The sequence below is a fragment of the Massilia aurea genome (assembly GCF_014200505.1).
Lineage (GTDB): Bacteria > Pseudomonadota > Gammaproteobacteria > Burkholderiales > Burkholderiaceae_D > Telluria > Telluria aurea_B.
In genome coordinates this window covers 697,112-714,186 of sequence record NZ_JACHBX010000002.1, presented here as the reverse complement: position 1 = coordinate 714,186, position 17,075 = coordinate 697,112, and the positions used below count along the sequence as shown (strand labels likewise).

General features: G+C 59.1%; 18 protein-coding genes. All 18 read left to right on the top strand.

The genetic code is table 11. The features are described from left to right. Positions 1-113 precede the first annotated feature (113 nt). The 18 genes from HD842_RS12550 (at position 114) to HD842_RS12465 (ending at position 17,006) form a co-directional block, all read left to right on the top strand. Positions 114-941, top strand: a complete 828-nt coding sequence (locus HD842_RS12550; protein ID WP_183554872.1) for an alpha/beta fold hydrolase — start codon at positions 114-116, stop codon at positions 939-941. A 66-nt stretch (positions 942-1,007) separates the two neighbouring features. Further along, on the top strand, positions 1,008-1,778 hold the full coding sequence (locus tag HD842_RS12545) for a sulfite exporter TauE/SafE family protein (protein WP_183554870.1): 771 nt from the start codon (positions 1,008-1,010) through the stop codon (positions 1,776-1,778). A 202-nt stretch (positions 1,779-1,980) separates the two neighbouring features. After that, positions 1,981-3,912 (top strand): tRNA uridine-5-carboxymethylaminomethyl(34) synthesis enzyme MnmG, encoded by a 1,932-nt coding sequence (gene mnmG / locus HD842_RS12540; RefSeq protein ID WP_183554868.1) that lies wholly within the window; start codon positions 1,981-1,983, stop codon positions 3,910-3,912. Then, the gene (gene rsmG, locus HD842_RS12535; RefSeq protein WP_183554866.1) at positions 3,909-4,559 is read left to right on the top strand and encodes a 16S rRNA (guanine(527)-N(7))-methyltransferase RsmG; all 651 of its coding nucleotides are present in this window, start codon (positions 3,909-3,911) and stop codon (positions 4,557-4,559) included. Before mnmG ends, rsmG begins: the two co-directional genes overlap by 4 nt. A gap of 165 nt (positions 4,560-4,724) precedes the next feature. Further along, positions 4,725-5,495, top strand: a complete 771-nt coding sequence (locus tag HD842_RS12530) for a ParA family protein (protein ID WP_183554864.1) — start codon at positions 4,725-4,727, stop codon at positions 5,493-5,495. Between the two features lie 23 nt (positions 5,496-5,518). Beyond that, the gene (locus HD842_RS12525; RefSeq protein WP_183554863.1) at positions 5,519-6,397 is read left to right on the top strand and encodes a ParB/RepB/Spo0J family partition protein; all 879 of its coding nucleotides are present in this window, start codon (positions 5,519-5,521) and stop codon (positions 6,395-6,397) included. 262 nt (positions 6,398-6,659) lie between these two features. Continuing rightward, positions 6,660-6,995: an ATP synthase subunit I gene (locus tag HD842_RS12520; RefSeq protein ID WP_183554861.1), complete on the top strand. Its 336-nt coding sequence runs from the start codon at positions 6,660-6,662 to the stop codon at positions 6,993-6,995. Position 6,996: 1 nt separating this feature from the next. Then, positions 6,997-7,833, top strand: coding sequence for a F0F1 ATP synthase subunit A (gene atpB / locus HD842_RS12515; RefSeq protein ID WP_183554859.1), 837 nt, complete (start codon positions 6,997-6,999; stop codon positions 7,831-7,833). A gap of 87 nt (positions 7,834-7,920) precedes the next feature. Next, the gene (gene atpE / locus HD842_RS12510) at positions 7,921-8,166 is read left to right on the top strand and encodes a F0F1 ATP synthase subunit C (RefSeq protein WP_183554857.1); all 246 of its coding nucleotides are present in this window, start codon (positions 7,921-7,923) and stop codon (positions 8,164-8,166) included. Between the two features lie 76 nt (positions 8,167-8,242). Continuing rightward, complete coding sequence (locus HD842_RS12505; protein ID WP_183554855.1) at positions 8,243-8,713, top strand: F0F1 ATP synthase subunit B; 471 nt, start codon at positions 8,243-8,245, stop codon at positions 8,711-8,713. A 2-nt stretch (positions 8,714-8,715) separates the two neighbouring features. Further along, positions 8,716-9,249: a F0F1 ATP synthase subunit delta gene (locus HD842_RS12500; protein ID WP_183554853.1), complete on the top strand. Its 534-nt coding sequence runs from the start codon at positions 8,716-8,718 to the stop codon at positions 9,247-9,249. Positions 9,250-9,329: 80 nt separating this feature from the next. Continuing rightward, complete coding sequence (gene atpA, locus HD842_RS12495) at positions 9,330-10,871, top strand: F0F1 ATP synthase subunit alpha (RefSeq protein ID WP_183554851.1); 1,542 nt, start codon at positions 9,330-9,332, stop codon at positions 10,869-10,871. Positions 10,872-10,927: 56 nt separating this feature from the next. Continuing rightward, positions 10,928-11,803, top strand: coding sequence for a F0F1 ATP synthase subunit gamma (atpG, locus tag HD842_RS12490; RefSeq protein ID WP_183554849.1), 876 nt, complete (start codon positions 10,928-10,930; stop codon positions 11,801-11,803). A 103-nt stretch (positions 11,804-11,906) separates the two neighbouring features. Further along, positions 11,907-13,313, top strand: a complete 1,407-nt coding sequence (gene atpD, locus HD842_RS12485; protein WP_183554847.1) for a F0F1 ATP synthase subunit beta — start codon at positions 11,907-11,909, stop codon at positions 13,311-13,313. 27 nt (positions 13,314-13,340) lie between these two features. Then, positions 13,341-13,763 carry a F0F1 ATP synthase subunit epsilon gene (locus tag HD842_RS12480; RefSeq protein ID WP_183554845.1) on the top strand — a complete coding sequence of 141 codons (423 nt, stop codon included), beginning with the start codon at positions 13,341-13,343 and terminating at the stop codon, positions 13,761-13,763. A 239-nt stretch (positions 13,764-14,002) separates the two neighbouring features. Then, positions 14,003-15,037: a glycosyltransferase gene (locus tag HD842_RS12475; protein WP_229424737.1), complete on the top strand. Its 1,035-nt coding sequence runs from the start codon at positions 14,003-14,005 to the stop codon at positions 15,035-15,037. After that, complete coding sequence (locus HD842_RS12470) at positions 15,034-15,405, top strand: GtrA family protein (RefSeq protein WP_183554843.1); 372 nt, start codon at positions 15,034-15,036, stop codon at positions 15,403-15,405. The genes HD842_RS12475 and HD842_RS12470 overlap by 4 nt, the downstream gene beginning before the upstream one ends. After that, a complete protein-coding gene (locus HD842_RS12465) occupies positions 15,402-17,006 on the top strand; it encodes a glycosyltransferase family 39 protein (protein ID WP_183554841.1) in 1,605 nt (534 codons plus the stop codon). The genes HD842_RS12470 and HD842_RS12465 overlap by 4 nt, the downstream gene beginning before the upstream one ends. The last annotated feature ends 69 nt before the right edge of the window (positions 17,007-17,075 follow it).

Genomic DNA, 17,075 nt, shown 5'->3' with positions numbered 1-17,075 from the left:
TCTGCACAAACCGTACCTGTGGATATCCATTTGCTTATCCACAGGTGGGGTCTGGACAGGCGTTTACGTTCTGGTAAGCTGTGTTTCATCGAGTCAGCGCCAAGGGGAGCCGCATGGAATTCGAGTCGCATTACGCTACGGTCAATGGCCTGAACATGCACTACGTGACGGCTGGCGAAGGCCCGCCGGTGATCCTGCTCCATGGTTTTCCTGACACGCACCAGATCTGGCGGCGTCAGATTCCGGATCTCGCTGCGGCGGGTCTGCGTGTGATTGCACCTGACCTGCGTGGCTACGGCAAGACCGATATGCCGCAAGACGTCGGCGCGTATGCCGTGTCTTTTTTGGCCGATGATGTATTGCGACTGATGGATGCGCTCGGTATTGACAAGGCTGCCGTGGTCGGTCATGACTGGGGCGCGTTGATCGGCTGGCACCTGGCCATGCATGCGCCGGAACGCATCGTACGCTATGCCGCCCTGTCGGTCGGCCATCCCAAGGCAATTTCCTCTTCAAGTCTCGGTCAGAAACTGCGGTTCTGGTACATGCTTGTTTTCAAAACGCCTGTCGTTGCGGAGGCATTGCTGAAAGCAGGGGACTGGGCTGCGTTGCGAAAAATGATCCGCAGTCGCGAACAGCAAGATATCTGGATCGCGGCGCTTGCACCCGAAGGTCGCCTGACGGCAGCGCTGAATTATTATCGCGCCAATTTCAAGCCATCATCCGCGCGGGCTTGGCTGCCGGTCAATGTGCCGGTGATGGGTGTCTGGAGCGAGCACGATCCAGCATTGGGCGAACAACAGATACTCGATTCGCGCGAGCAATGTCGTGCAGGTTTTCGCTATGAACGTATCGATGGTGTTGGCCATTGGATGCAGCTCTCGGGCGCGGATCGCCTGAATGCATTGTTGCTCGACTTCATAAAGTCGCCTACCGCTTGACCGTCAGGTAAGTACGTACGGCATGCCGTAGAATTGCGGCTTCAGCACTCCTCCCGAATCCTTTCCATGATTGATGTTGTTTGGCTCGGTGGCGCCGCGTTCGCCGCCGGCCTGGTCGATGCCGTTGTCGGCGGCGGCGGCCTGGTCCAGCTTCCCGCGATGTTCTCCCTGTTGCCGAAAGAAGCGCCGGCAACCATCCTCGGTACCAACAAGCTTGCAGCAATCTTCGGCACCAGTTCGGCCGCTGTGGATTACGCGCGGCGCGTTCGGGTAGCGTGGAGCACCGCCGCGCCGGCAGCCGCCGCCGCATTTCTCTTGTCGTTCGCTGGCGCCTGGACGGTAACCCGCGTGCCCGCCGATTTCGTCCGCGCCTTGTTGCCCATTATCCTTGTTGCGGTCGCGGTCTATACCTTCATGAAGAAAGACCTGGGGTCCGTGCACGCACCGGTGCACAGCGGTTTAGCCGAACGGTATTGGGCGATCGGGATTGGCGCGGCGATCGGATTCTACGACGGGTTCTTCGGTCCCGGCACTGGCAGTTTTTTGATCTTCCTGTTCGTACGCTTTTTCGGCTTTGATTTTCTGAGTGCTTCGGCTGCTGCAAAGATCGTCAACGTGGCGTGCAACTTCTCGGCGCTGATGTGGTTTGGTTACAGCGGCCATATTCTGTGGCAACTCGGACTGATGATGGCGGGCTGCCAAATCGTGGGGTCATTGACGGGCACGCGACTCGCAATGAAGTATGGCAGCGGGTTCGTGCGCAAGGTCTTCTTGTTTGTTGTCAGCGCGTTGATTGTCAAGACTGCCTACGATTCCTTCACAAAGTTGGGTTGGTAGTCGCCATTGTTCCACGTGAAACATCATGAAGCCGGGTCAGCCCCGCTTTATCAGTTGCGACGTTCCACGTGAAACAACTGCGATGTCCAACTTTTTCGACGTTCCACGTGAAACAAAATTCGTCGTTTTCTGGCGGTCGAAGAATCAGTCAGCACAAAAGAATCTATAATCGCGCATTAGTCTCCTCGCCTCACATCCCATCATGCTATTTCCAACTGAATTCGACGTCATCGTCGTCGGCGGCGGCCATGCCGGCACCGAAGCTGCACTCGCGTCTGCACGCACAGGTCAAAAGACCCTCCTGCTGACGCACAATATTGAAACGCTGGGCGCCATGTCCTGCAATCCGTCGATCGGCGGCATCGGCAAAGGACACCTGGTCAAGGAAGTCGATGCCCTCGGCGGCGCCATGGCCATTGCCACCGATGAGGCAGGCATCCAGTTCAGGATCCTGAATTCATCGAAGGGGCCCGCCGTGCGTGCTACCCGCGCGCAAGCCGACCGCGTTTTGTACAAGGCGGCGATCCGCTCGCGCCTGGAAAACCAGCCGAACCTGTGGCTGTTCCAGCAGGCAGTCGAAGACCTGATCGTTGAAGGCGACCGGGTCGTCGGCGCCGTCACCCAAGTGGGTCTGAGCTTCCGCGCACGCGCAGTGGTACTCACGGCCGGTACTTTCCTGGACGGGAAAATCCACGTCGGCCTGCAGAATTATGCCGGTGGCCGCGCGGGCGATCCACCGGCGACGTCATTGTCGGCACGCCTGAAGGAACTCAAGCTGCCGCAAGGCCGCCTGAAAACCGGCACGCCGCCGCGCATCGATGGCCGCAGTATTGACTTCTCGCTGCTGACCGAGCAGCCCGGTGACGTCGATCTGGTGCCGGTGTTCTCGTATATGGGCAACGTGGCGATGCATCCGAAGCAGGTGCCATGCTGGGTCACGCACACCAACGAGCGCACGCACGACATCATCCGCGCCGGACTGGACCGCAGCCCGATGTATACCGGCGTGATCGAAGGTGTCGGTCCGCGCTATTGCCCGTCGATCGAAGACAAGATCCATCGCTTCGCCAGCAAGGAATCACACCAGATCTTCCTCGAGCCGGAAGGCTTGACGACCAACGAGTTCTATCCAAACGGGATCTCGACCAGCTTGCCATTCGACGTGCAACTGGCCCTGGTGCGCTCGATGCGCGGCATGGAAAACGCGTTCATTCTGCGGCCCGGCTATGCGATCGAATACGATTATTTCGATCCTCGCGGCTTGAAAGCGTCGCTGGAAACCAAGTCGATCAAGGGTCTGTTCTTCGCCGGCCAGATCAACGGCACCACCGGCTACGAAGAAGCGGCGGCCCAGGGTTTGCTGGCCGGCTTGAACGCCGCGCTGCAAACGCAGGGCAAGGATGCCTGGACGCCGGGTCGCTCGGAAGCGTACCTCGGCGTGCTGGTCGACGACCTGACGACGCAAGGTGTGGCCGAGCCATACCGCATGTTCACCAGCCGCGCCGAATATCGCCTGTCGCTGCGTGAAGACAATGCCGACATGCGCCTGACCGAAATCGGTCGCGGGCTGGGTCTGGTTGACGACGCACGCTGGGCGGCATTCGAGATCAAGCGCGAATCCGTCGCACGTGAACTGGAACGCCTGCGCTCGGTGTGGGTCAACCCGCGCATCCTGGCGGCGGCCGAGTCGGAACGCATCGTCGGCCAGCCGCTCGAGCGCGAATACAATCTGGCCGATCTGCTGCGCAGACCGGGCGTGAACTACGACACCTTGATGACGATGAGTGGTCTCGAAGGGCAGAGCCTGGCCGGTCCCGGCGTTGAGGATCCCGCTGTCAAAGAGCAGGTCGAGATTCAACTTAAATATTCCGGCTACATCGATCGCCAGGCGCGTGAAGTCGAGCGTCACGATCACTACGAAAACATGAAGCTGCCTGAGAACCTGAACTATCTGGATATCGAAGCGCTGTCGTTCGAAGTGCGTCAGAAGCTCGACAAGCAGCGACCCGAAACCCTGGGCCAGGCCTCGCGCATCTCGGGTGTAACCCCGGCCGCGATTTCACTGCTCTTGGTGACGCTGAAAAAACGGGGCGCCAAAGGTTTTGCAACCGTCGCAGCCGAGGTGGCCGAATGAAATACAACTTCGATCATGATGCACTGGCGGCCGTACTGGACCAGGGCATCAAGGACATGACACTGGCCATCACGCCCGAACAGCAGACCAAGCTGATGGGCTATCTCGCGCTGATGAACAAGTGGAACGCCGTCTACAACCTGACGTCGCTGCGCGATCCACAGCAGATGGTCACGCACCATCTGCTCGACTCGCTCGCGGCGGTGCCGGCATTTGCCGATGCCCGCAATGTGCTGGACGTGGGGGCAGGAGGCGGATTGCCGGGCATCGTCCTGGCCATCGTGCGGCCGGACATGAACGTGGCGATGATCGACACCGTGCACAAGAAAACCGCATTCCTGAACCAGGTGAAGGCAGAACTGAAGCTGACCAATGTCAGCGTGCACACGATGAAGGTGCAGGATCTGGTCGTGAGCGAACCATTCGACGTGATCACCTCGCGCGCGTTTGCTGACCTGTCCGACTTCGTCAACTGGTCGGGCCATCTGCTGGCCGAGGGCGGCAAATTCATCGCGCTGAAAGGCGTGGCGCCAAGCGAGGAACGCGAGCGCCTGCCACAGGACTGGAAAGTCGTGGACCTGCAGCCCTTATGGGTGCCAAGACTGCAGGCAGAGCGACACTTGGTATTCATCGAGCGAGCCGCATAAAAGCTACCAACAGTACATACTATATAAATCATACGAACTGTACTAACCGTACTATCTGTATTAACCGTATAAACAGTTTATATCGTTTAACTCATATAAACCAATGAAACGGTTTTACGGAATGAACGATATGATGCCTTGTAGTCGCATCCAGGAAAGGAAAAGATGGCGAAGATTTTTTGCGTTGCGAACCAGAAGGGTGGAGTAGGCAAGACCACCACCAGCGTCAACCTGTCCGCAGGCCTGGCCAAACTGGACCAGCGCGTGCTGCTGGTCGACCTCGACCCGCAGGGCAATGCCACGATGGGCGCCGGTATCAACAAGGCCGAGCTGGCCGCGTCGATCTATCAGGTGCTGCTGGGCGAATCCGATGTGGCCACGGCGCGCGTGCGCTCGGAAGCAGGGCGCTTCGATGTGCTGCCTGCCAACCGCGAGCTGGCCGGCGCCGAAGTCGAGATGGTCGCGCTCGAGAACCGCGAGCGGCGCCTGAAGGAAGCACTGGCCGCAGTGGCCGATGACTACGACTTCATCCTGGTCGACTGTCCGCCCGCGCTGTCGCTGCTGACCTTGAACGGTCTGTGCGCCGCTGACGGCGTGATCATCCCGATGCAGTGTGAATACTATGCGCTCGAAGGCTTGTCCGACCTGGTCAACACGATCAAGAAGGTGCACGCCAACCTGAACACCGACCTGAAGATCATCGGTCTGCTGCGCGTGATGTTCGATCCGCGCATGACGCTGTCACAGCAGGTCTCGGGCCAGCTCGAGCAGCATTTCGGCGACAAGGTCTTCAAGACGATCATCCCGCGCAATGTGCGGCTGGCCGAGGCGCCGTCGTACGGCATCCCCGGCGTGACGTTCGATCCGTCCTCGAAAGGCGCGCAGGCATACATCGCCTTCGGCGCCGAAATGGTCGAGCGCATCAAGAGCATGTAATCAATCAAAAAGCTGACAAAGAGATGGCAACCAAAAAACTCAAGGGACTGGGCCGCGGCCTCGACGCCCTGCTCGGCGGCGACCTGGACGCCGCACCGGCCGTGCCGAACACGCCGTCCGTGCTCGCCGTGACCCAGATCCAGGCCGGCAAGTACCAGCCCCGTACGCGCATGGATGAAGTGAGCCTGTCGGAGCTGGCCGCATCGATCAAGACCCAGGGCATCATGCAACCGGTGCTGGTGCGCCCGTTGCCGCCGGGTAGCAGCACGCCATATGAGATCATCGCCGGCGAACGGCGCTTCCGCGCGGCGCAGATGGCGGGGCTGGATGAAATCCCGGTGCTGGTGCGCGACGTCGACGACCAGGCTGCGGCCGCGATGGCGCTGATCGAGAACATCCAGCGTGAAGACCTGAACCCGCTCGAAGAAGCGCAGGGTATCAACCGTTTGATTTCGGATTTCAATTTCACGCACGAACAGGCAGCAGGCGCCGTGGGCCGCTCGCGTAGCGCGGTCTCGAACCTGCTGCGCCTGATCAACCTGGCGCAACCGGTGCAGACGATGCTGATGGCCGGCGACATCGACATGGGTCATGCTCGTGCCTTGCTGGCGGTCGACAGCGCGCACCAGATCACGCTGGCCAATCAGGTGATCGCCAAACGGCTGTCGGTGCGCGAAACGGAAAAACTCGTCACGCGCGCGCTCGACGAACACAACGCGCCGGCGCAAGCCGCTCGTGCGAAAGACAAGTCGGGCGACATCGTGCGGCTCGAAGAAGAGCTGTCGGACAAGCTGGCCACCCCCGTCGTGTTCAAGATGGGCCCGAAGGGCAGGGGCCAGATGATCATCGATTTCGCCGACCTTGACATCCTGGAAGGGGTACTGGCGCGGCTGCGCGCTTGAGCGCGAGCGGGCTGCAGGCAGGGTGGCCGGTGACCGGACTGCCCTGCAATGTGACACCCACTGCCTACACCATCTGGCGTTAAGTTGTTGAAAATAATGCCCTATCCACCAGCAACGTGTCACATTTCCGTCATCTTTACAGAGCAGTTATAAGTAGGGAATCGTTTGACTCACATCCGTATAACCACTTATAATTCCGGCGATTCATGTAATTACCACCACGTAGCACGTCCACTGCGCCAGCGCGAAGACCTATAAAAATATGCTGCGCATCGTTTCCCTGCAGTTGATTGCAACAGTTCTCGTCGGCGTCATCGCCGGATTACTGGGGGGATGGCCTGCGGCGTTTTCTGCGGTACTTGGCGGTTTGAGTTGCGTCGTGCCCAACGGAATCATGGCAGTGCGCCTGTTTGCCGCATCAGCAAGTGGCACGGCGAACCCTGCGACATTTTTCATATGGGAATTTATAAAGATTGCATTGACGCTGGCGCTCCTGGGCGCGACGGCGTGGCTGTACCGCGATCTGAACTGGCTGGCATTGGTCGCCGGAATCATCGTGGCGCTGAAAAGTTACATATTCTTATTATTTAGGCAATGACATGGCGACTCCAACCGTAGACGGCGCAGCCCACGCGCCCACCGCATCAGAATATATCCGGCACCACCTCGGCCACCTGTCGACTGGCCACCAGAATGGCCCGGTCGACTTTTCCGTGATCAACATGGACACCGTGTTCTGGTCGATCGCCATGGGCATCGTCGGTTCGCTGATCCTGTGGAGCGCTGCGCGCAAGGCCACCGCCGGCGTGCCGGGCCGCTTCCAGGCTGCCGTCGAGATGCTGTTTGAAATGGTTGACGATCAAGCCAAGTCGATCGTGCACGGTGACCGCAGCTTCATCGCGCCAGCCGCACTGACCGTGTTCGTCTGGGTCGCCCTGATGAACTGCCTGGACTTCCTGCCAGTCGACATGTTCTCGTCGGCATTTGCCGCCCTGGGCGTCGAGCATCTGTTCCCGTACCACCGTGTGGTCCCGACCGCCGACATCAACGGCACCATCGGCATCTCGCTGGGCGTGCTGGTCCTGATGATTTACTACGGCATCAAGATCAAGGGCTTTGGCGGCTGGATCCACGAACTGCTGGCAGCACCGTTCGGCATCTGGATGGCGCCGTTCAACCTGCTTCTGAATATCATCGAATATGCAGCAAAAATGGTGTCGCTCGGTATGCGACTGTTCGGCAACATGTTTGCCGGTGAGCTGCTGTTCCTCTTGATCGCACTGCTGGGTGCATCGGCTACCGCATTCGGTGTCGTTGGCCACATCATTGCTGGTTCCATCTGGGCGATCTTCCACATCCTGATCGTATTCCTGCAGGCATTCATCTTCATGATGCTGACGCTGGTATACCTCGGTCAGGCCCACGAAGGCCACTGATCGGCGCCGCAAGCATCGAAACAGATAGTGGTTGTAAAGAAGTTGTAGTTTTTAATCTAGTTTTCAATTTAACTTTTGGAGTTACACATGACTGACCTTTCTTTTGTTGCACTGGCTTGCGGTTTGATCATCGGCCTGGGCGCTATCGGTGCTTGTATCGGTATCGCAATCATGGGCGGTAAGTACCTGGAAGCCAGCGCACGTCAGCCAGAACTGATGAACACCCTGCAGACCAAGATGTTCCTGCTGGCTGGTCTGATCGACGCTGCGTTCCTGATCGGTGTTGGTATCGCCATGCTGTTCGCGTTCGCTAACCCGTTCGTTCCAGTCTAAGACGCGCTTCTCGCTGTCTTGAAGGGCCGAACCAGTTCTGGTTCGGCATCCGTGTTTCTGTAAGAAGGAAAAAACCGTGAACATCAACTCAACGTTGTTTGTCCAGTTCGTGGTCTTCTTTATCCTGGCGATGTTCACGATGAAATTCGTGTGGCCGCCACTGATGAAGGCGCTCGATGAGCGCGCCGCGAAGATTGCAAGTGGCCTGGCTGCTGCAGACCGTGGCAAGGCCGATCTGGCTGCTGCTGAAAAGCGTGTCCAGACCGAACTGGCTGGCGCCCGTGACGAAGTCCAGAAACGCATCAACGACGCTGAAAAGCGCGCTGCTGTGATTATCGAAGAAGCCAAGCGTACTGCCGCCGACGAAGGCGCGCGTATCGTTGCCGCCGCCAAGGCTGACGCCGAGCAGCAAGTCAACAGCGCACGCGAAGCACTGCGTGGCCAGGTTGCCGCCCTTGCGGTCGCCGGCGCCGAGCAGATCCTGAAGCGTGAAGTGAACGCAGCGGCCCACGCCGACCTGCTGTCGCAACTGTCGACCGAGCTCTGATCATGGCAGAACTCGCAACCGTCGCCCGCCCCTACGCCGAAGCGCTGTTCCGTGTCGCCCAAACCGGCGACATGAACACGTACTCGGCCATCGCGTCGGAACTGGGCCAGATTGGCGCCAGTGCCGACGTGCAGACCTTCGCCAGCAACCCGATCGTCACGCACGCACAACTGGCGGACACGATTGCGTCCCTGGTCAAGTCGCCGCTGAATGCTGAAGCGAAGAACTTTATCGCGATGCTGGCCCAGAACGGCCGCATCAACCTGCTGCCCGAGATCAGCACCCAGTTTGCGCTCCTGAAAAACGCGAACGAGGGCGCTGCCGATGCGATGATCCATAGCGCGTTCGAGATCTCGGCCGACCAGCTGGCGCAGCTGGTCGCCACGCTGGAAAAGAAATTTGGCCGCAAGCTCAACCCAACGGTAACAGTGGATCCATCGCTGATCGGTGGTGTGCGCGTGGTCGTCGGTGACGAAGTGCTCGATACCTCGGTTCGCGCCAAGCTGCAACGGATGCACGTTGCGCTGGCCAACTAAATACGACGTATCGACTGGCACGCGCCGGCGTTCCCGCCCTTGCCCTACGCATCAAGAAACTATAATTGGAGTTAGCAAGCATGCAACTTAACCCATCTGAAATCAGCGAACTGATCAAGAGCCGGATCCAGGGCCTCGAAAGTTCGGCTGACGTTCGCAATCAAGGCACGGTGATCTCGGTCGCCGACGGTATCTGCCGCATCCATGGTCTGTCGGACGTGATGCAGGGCGAGATGCTGGAATTCCCAGGCAACACCTTCGGCCTGGCCATGAACCTCGAGCGCGACTCGGTCGGCTCGGTCATCCTGGGTGCTTACGAGCACATCTCGGAAGGCGACATCGTCAAGACCACCGGCCGTATTCTGGAAGTGCCGATCGGTCCTGAACTGTGCGGCCGCGTCGTCAATGCACTGGGCCAGCCGATCGACGGCAAAGGTCCTGTCAACGCCAAGCTGACCTCGCCAATCGAAAAGATTGCGCCAGGCGTTATCGCGCGTGAATCGGTCTCGCAGCCAATGCAGACCGGTATCAAATCGATCGACGCGATGGTGCCGATCGGCCGTGGCCAGCGTGAGCTGATCATTGGTGACCGCCAGACCGGTAAATCGGCTGTTGCAGTCGACGCGATCATCAACCAAAAAGGTCAGGGCGTGACCTGCGTGTACGTCGCGATCGGTCAGAAAGCATCGACCATCAAGAACATCGTGCGCTCGCTGGAAACGCACGGCGCGATGGAGTACACCATCGTTGTTGCTGCATCGGCGTCGGAATCGGCCGCCATGCAATACATCTCGGCCTACTCGGGCTGTGCGATGGGCGAATACTTCCGCGACCGCGGCGAAGACGCACTGATCGTATACGACGATCTGTCGAAGCAGGCAGTTGCCTACCGCCAGATCTCGCTGCTGCTGCGCCGTCCACCAGGCCGCGAAGCGTACCCAGGCGACGTGTTCTACCTCCACAGCCGCCTGCTCGAGCGCGCAGCACGCGTGAACGCCGATTACGTGTCGAAGTTCACCAACGGCGCCGTGACCGGCAAGACCGGTTCGCTGACCGCACTGCCGATCATCGAAACGCAAGCTGGCGACGTCTCGGCATTCGTGCCGACCAACGTGATCTCGATTACTGACGGCCAGATCTTCCTGGAAACGTCGCTGTTCAACGCCGGTGTCCGTCCTGCGATCAACGCCGGTATCTCGGTGTCGCGCGTCGGTGGTGCTGCTCAGACCAAAGTCATCAAGAACCTGTCCGGCGGTATTCGTACCGACCTGGCCCAGTACCGTGAACTGGCTGCGTTCGCGCAGTTCGCATCGGATCTGGACGAATCGACCCGCAAGCAGCTGGACCGCGGTGCGCGCGTGACCGAACTGCTCAAGCAGCCACAGTTCTCGCCACTGTCGACCTCGCTGATGGCCGCATCGCTGTTCGCCGTCAACAAGGGCTACCTGGACGATATCGAAGTCAAGAAAGTGCTGCCATTCGAGCACGGCCTGCATGCCTTCCTGAAGTCGGGCCATGCAGCGCTGCTGGCGAAGATTGACGAAACCAAGCAACTGGACAAAGACGGCGAAGCAGCACTGGCCGCGGCCGTTGCTGATTTCAAGAAATCCGGCGCATATTAATCTGTGGGCCGGCGTCGCCCCATGGCGATGCCGGTGCCTGGAAGGAGTAAGGACTCATGGCAGCAGGCAAAGAGATTCGTGGCAAGATCAAGAGCGTAGAAAATACGAAGAAGATCACCAAGGCGATGGAAATGGTCGCCGCATCGAAAATGCGCAAGGCGCAGGAACGTATGCGCGCCGCCCGTCCCTACAGTGACAAGGTTCGTAACATCACCGCCAATCTGGCCACTGCAAACCCGGAGTACACGCACGCATTCATGGCGCAAGCCAAGGACGTGCAGGCAAAGGCAGTTGGTTTCATCGTTGTCACGACCGACAAGGGTCTGTGCGGCGGCATGAACACCAACATCCTGCGTCAGGTAACCGTCAAGGCGCGCGAACAGGAACAGGCGGGCAACCGCGTCGAGGCAGTTGCCATTGGCAACAAGGGCCTGAGCTTCCTGAACCGTGTCGGCATGAAGCTGGTGTCGCAAGCCACCCAGCTGGGCGATGCACCGCAACTGGACAAGCTGATCGGACCGGTCAAAGTGATGCTGGACGCGTACCAGGAAGGCAAGCTCGATGCTGTCTACCTGTGTTACACCAAGTTCATCAACACGATGAAACAGGAAACCGTGGTCGAGCAACTGCTTCCGCTGTCAGCCAATTCGCTGAAAGCCGATGCAGGCGCCACCAGCTGGGACTACATCTACGAACCGGAAGCACAGGTCGTCATCGACGAACTGCTGGTGCGTTACGTGGAAGCGCTGGTCTACCAGGCAGTGGCAGAAAACCTGGCGTCCGAGCAATCGGCACGCATGGTCGCAATGAAGGCCGCGAGCGATAACGCCGGCAGTGTCATCAGCGACCTCAAGCTGGTCTACAACAAGACCCGCCAGGCGGCGATTACCAAAGAACTCTCCGAGATCGTGTCGGGCGCCGCAGCTGTTTAACAGCGCCGCCCGTGGGGATGGCGTCAAGCGGGTTAGGCCCGCTATGCTGTCCCCGACCGATCAAAGCAAAAAAGAATTTAACTAAATATCTGAAGGAACGAACATGGCTGATGGCAAAATCGTTCAGTGTATCGGCGCAGTGGTTGACGTGGAATTCCCACGTAATGCCATGCCGAAAGTGTACGACGCACTGAAAATGGAAGGCTCGGATCTGACCCTGGAAGTCCAGCAACAGCTGGGCGACGGCGTGGTCCGTACCATTGCTCTGGGCAGCTCGGACGGCATGCGCCGTGGCATGATGATCCAGAACACCGGCAAGCCAATCATGGTCCCAGTCGGCACCCCGACCCTGGGCCGTATCATGGACGTGCTGGGCAACCCGATCGACGAATGCGGTCCGGTCAGCCACGAGCGCATGGCGTCGATCCACCGTGACGCGCCAGCCTACGACGAACTGTCGCCATCGACCGACCTGCTGGAAACCGGCATCAAGGTCATCGATCTGGTCTGCCCGTTCGCCAAAGGCGGTAAAGTCGGCCTGTTCGGCGGCGCCGGCGTCGGCAAGACCGTCAACATGATGGAACTGATCAACAACATCGCCAAGGCACACTCGGGTCTGTCCGTGTTCGCCGGCGTGGGTGAGCGTACCCGTGAAGGTAACGACTTCTACCACGAGATGGCCGATGCAAAAGTCGTCGACCTGGAAAACCCTGCCAACTCGAAAGTGGCAATGGTCTACGGTCAGATGAACGAACCACCAGGCAACCGTCTGCGCGTCGCGCTGACCGGTCTGACCATGGCCGAAGCGTTCCGTGATGAAGGCAAGGACGTTCTGTTCTTCGTCGACAACATCTACCGTTACACCCTGGCCGGTACCGAAGTGTCGGCACTGCTGGGTCGTATGCCATCGGCAGTGGGCTACCAGCCTACGCTGGCCGAAGAGATGGGCCGTCTGCAAGAGCGCATCACCTCGACCAAGACCGGTTCGATCACGTCGATCCAGGCCGTCTACGTCCCTGCGGATGACTTGACCGACCCATCGCCAGCAACCACCTTTGCTCACCTGGATTCGACCGTCGTTCTGTCGCGTGACATCGCCTCGCTGGGTATCTACCCTGCAGTCGACCCACTCGATTCGACCTCGCGCCAGCTGGACCCGCTCGTCGTCGGTGAAGAGCACTACGCCACCGCGCGCGCTGTGCAGAACACCCTGCAGCGCTACAAGGAACTGCGTGACATCATCGCGATTCTGGGCATGGACGAGCTGGCACCGGAAGACAAACTGGTCGTGGCACGCGCTCGCAAGATGCAGCGTTTCCTGTCGCAGCCATTCCACGTCGCTGAAGTGTTCACCGGCGCGCCGGGCAAGTACGTTTCGCTGAAAGACACGATCAAGGGCTTCAAGATGATCGCATCGGGCGAACTGGATCACCTGCCGGAGCAAGCGTTCTACATGGTCGGCACGATCGAGGAAGCTATCGAGAAAGCCAAGAAACTGGCTGCTGGTTAAGTCGCTTTCTTCCACTGAAAGACACACATGGCAAACACATTTCAAGTCGACGTCGTCTCGGCCGAAGAGCAGATCTTCTCCGGCCAGGCCGAATTCGTCGCGTTGCCGGGTGAAGCGGGTGAGCTGGGTATCTACCCGAAGCACACCCCGTTGATCACGCGCATCCGCCCGGGCGCCGTGCGCATCCAGGTTGCCGGTGGTGGTGAAGAGTTCGTCTTCGTCGCTGGCGGTATCCTCGAAGTGCAGCCGAACGGCGTGACCGTGCTGGCCGACACCGCAATCCGCGGCGCCGACCTGGACGAAGCGAAGGCGACGTCCGCGAAGAAGCAGGCTGAAGACCTGATGCTCAATCAAGAGTCGAAGATCGACTACGCAAAAGCCCAGGCCGAAATGGCTGCAGCAATTGCGCAGTTGGCGGCAATTCAGCGTCTGCGTTCGAAAGGCCGTTGAGCTTAGTACAAGCTTGGCAACAAAAAGGCAGCCTGCGGGCTGCCTTTTTTTATCGTTGGCGTCTGGCCACAAAGGGCGGCCCCCTGTTGCACGACGCTGCCAGCATGCGCAAGATAAAACAAAAATTAAACATTCTGAAATAACTAAAAGCAAAATTGATTGCGATAAAAACAAAAAACTGGCAGACTCCAGATCGCAATCAACATGACGAATTATTATTATTTCAGTACAGGTTACCAATGAATATCGCAAACGCCGGGATGGCAACCGATCAGTCTTTACCAACAGATTTGCCTGGATCGACGTCGTCCGCGCATGCGACCCGCTCATTTGGCAATCTCAGGATTGCCGTCGTGTTGCCTTGCTATAACGAAGGTCTTGCGATCCGCGCTGTCGTCAAGAAATTCCAGCAAATCCTGCCAACCGCCCACGTCTACGTCTACGACAACCGTTCGACCGACAACACTGCCAGCGAAGCCCGCGCCGCAGGTGCGTTCGTGCGTCATGAACCCTGGCCTGGCAAAGGCAATGTGGTGCGCCGCATGTTCGCCGATCTCGATGCCGACATTTATCTGATGGCCGACGGCGACGGCACGTACGATGCCGATCGCGCACCAGCGATGATTGCGCGCCTGATCGATGAGCAGCTCGATATGGTGGTTGGCACCCGGGAAAACGTCTATGAAAATGCGCACCGCGCCGGTCATGGCTTCGGTAACCGCCTGTTCAATGGCCTGTACCGGCGCTTGTTTGGCCGCCTGTTTACCGATATCTTTTCGGGGTACCGGGTATTCTCGCGTCGATTCGTCAAAACCTTTCCAGCCGTGTCAGCAGGCTTTGAAATCGAAACCGAAATGTCGGTTCATGCCTCGCAGCTCCGCATGCCAATCGTCGAAATGCCGACTGCCTACGGCAAACGCCAGGAGGGTAGCACCAGTAAATTGAACACGATTCGCGACGGTATCCGGATCCTGCTGACGTTCCTGCTTCTGCTGAAGGAAGTCCGTCCCGTGCAGTTCTATGGGAGCATCGCCCTGTTGTTCATGCTGGTCTCGGTCGTGCTTTCCATTCCGCTGTTGGATACCTATGTGCAGACCGGCACGGTGCCACGCTTTCCGACCGCCATTCTCGCAACCGGGTTGATGCTGCTTGGCGGGATGTCGCTCATGTGCGGCGTGATTCTCGATAGCGTCGCCCGTGGCCGTCTTGAGCAAAAGCGCATCCAATATCTGCAGGTACCGCGCTTCAAGACCGAACAGAGCGAGCAAGAGTGATCCTGCGCTTTCTCGTGGTGGGAGGACTCGGTTTCGCGATCGACCTCGGATGCACCGCGCTACTGGTCTGGAGCGGTGTGTCGCCGTTTTATGCGCGCCCGCCCGCCATGGTGGTCGCCACCCTGGTGACCTGGATTGCCAACCGCAGCTTTACTTTCCAGGTCAAGGAAAAGACATCGCTGGCCGAAGGCCTGCGTTATGCGGCGACTGCGCTGGCGGCTGCGGCCGCCAACTATGCCATCTATTCTTTACTGGTATGGAAGGACTGTCCTCCATTGCTGGCGGTCGCCATTGCCTCCGTGCTGCAGGCGGGTGCGAGTTACGTTGGCTACCGAAAATTTGCATTCCGGATCGATACGCCAAAATGAACGACACCCTCTCCCGGACGTCCCCGACCGTCATGGACAAGATCCGTCAGCACAGCCTGCCGCTGATGGGGATCCTGGTCGGCCTGGCGGCAATGATCCATTACTTTGCCATGCGCGGCTCGCTGTGGGAAGACGAGCTGATTGCGTTGACCCATACCTTCCAGCCGCTGCCGTCCTTCTTCATTGAAATCCTGCGCAACGATATCCATCCCTTCTTCTATTTTCTGGTCCTGAAGGGCTGGATGCTGCTGTCACCCGGCAGTAGCTGGTGGGCGCTGGCAAATTCGTTCGCCGTGACCCTGCTGTCGGCCGTGGTCGTGTACCGGGTCGGGCGCGCGATCAGCGGCACCAGCGCTGCGCTGTGGGCGACCGCGATCTTCCTGTTACTGCCGACGACGGTCTGGGGTGCTGCCAACCTGCGCATGTACGGTTTGATGCCGGCGATGCTGGTGGGTTTCTGGTATTTGAATGTCCGCTTCCTGCAGCAGCCATCGCGCTGGGGCGGCGTGGCACTGGTGCTGCTCGGGATCTGCACGGCCTACGTGCACGCAATTGCATTCATCTTCGTTTTCTTTATCTTCCTCGCGGTCGCCATCGAGCAGTTCAAGGTCGCTCCACGCAAGACATTCAGGAACTGGTTCTTGCTGCAGGTCGTCGCCGGCATCACGATTCTGCCGCTGCTCGGTACTGCGCTGATGCGCGGCACCGAACCACTGCCGGCAAGTTCGTGGGACAGCATCGTGATGATCCTGGGGCAGACTGTTGCAGGCAATGGGGGAGGCCCCTATCGCACCATACTCATGTGGGCTGGCTTCGTGGTGTTTTTGTCGCTCCTGTACTTTGCCCTGCAGAGCAAGCGCTGGCGCGTGCCGGTACTGGTTATCCCGGTGGGCGTGCTGTTGGCCGTGTATGTCATCGGGTTCCTGGGTAAACCGATTTTCAAGTCGCCACCGTTTTCGGCAGCCCTGCTGCCGTTCCTGGCGCTGGGCGCGGGCGCCGGTATTGCGCACATCATGACGCTACCGCGCCGCCTGCCTGCCGCCTTTGCAGCGACATTTATCGTCGCGCTTGCGGCCGTAACCATTCCGTGGTCGGACAAACTGCTGTCATTCGGTAGCTACGAAGCGGCCGCCGCCGAGGTAAAAAAACATGCCGTCGCGGGTGATGTCGTGATTATTCCGCACCTGAGCGTGTATTGGGGCGTGCTGTTCTTTGCCGAAGGCGCCAATTGGGGCCTGCCACTGGAAGTGCGCCCGCCGGACAATCAGCAGTGGCGCAAGGTGACCGACAAGCTCGGGCCTGAACTTGCCAATACCTTGTCGCTGCTGCCCAAGACGCAGTTTGTCGAGTTCAATGGGATCAAGTACTGCGTCGGCACCGATGTTGCCGCTTGCGCCAGCGGTGCCCGACGTGCGTGGGTAGTCGATCGTCGCAGCTACAACAATGGCGTGGAATTTGGCCAGCGCATGGCGCCGCAAAAGCCGGTCTATATCCACGAGCTCGTGGTGACGCAACTTCTGTCTTCAGAGCAAGGGCAGAAGCGTTTCGACAATCCTTTCCTGTCCGATCGGGAGATTGAAGGGCAGGAAACGTCCTACTGACCAGAAGGCCGACGCCGCGGCTGACATCGCCGCGGAGATCCGACCTTCATCTCCTGCTAAGCTGCTCGT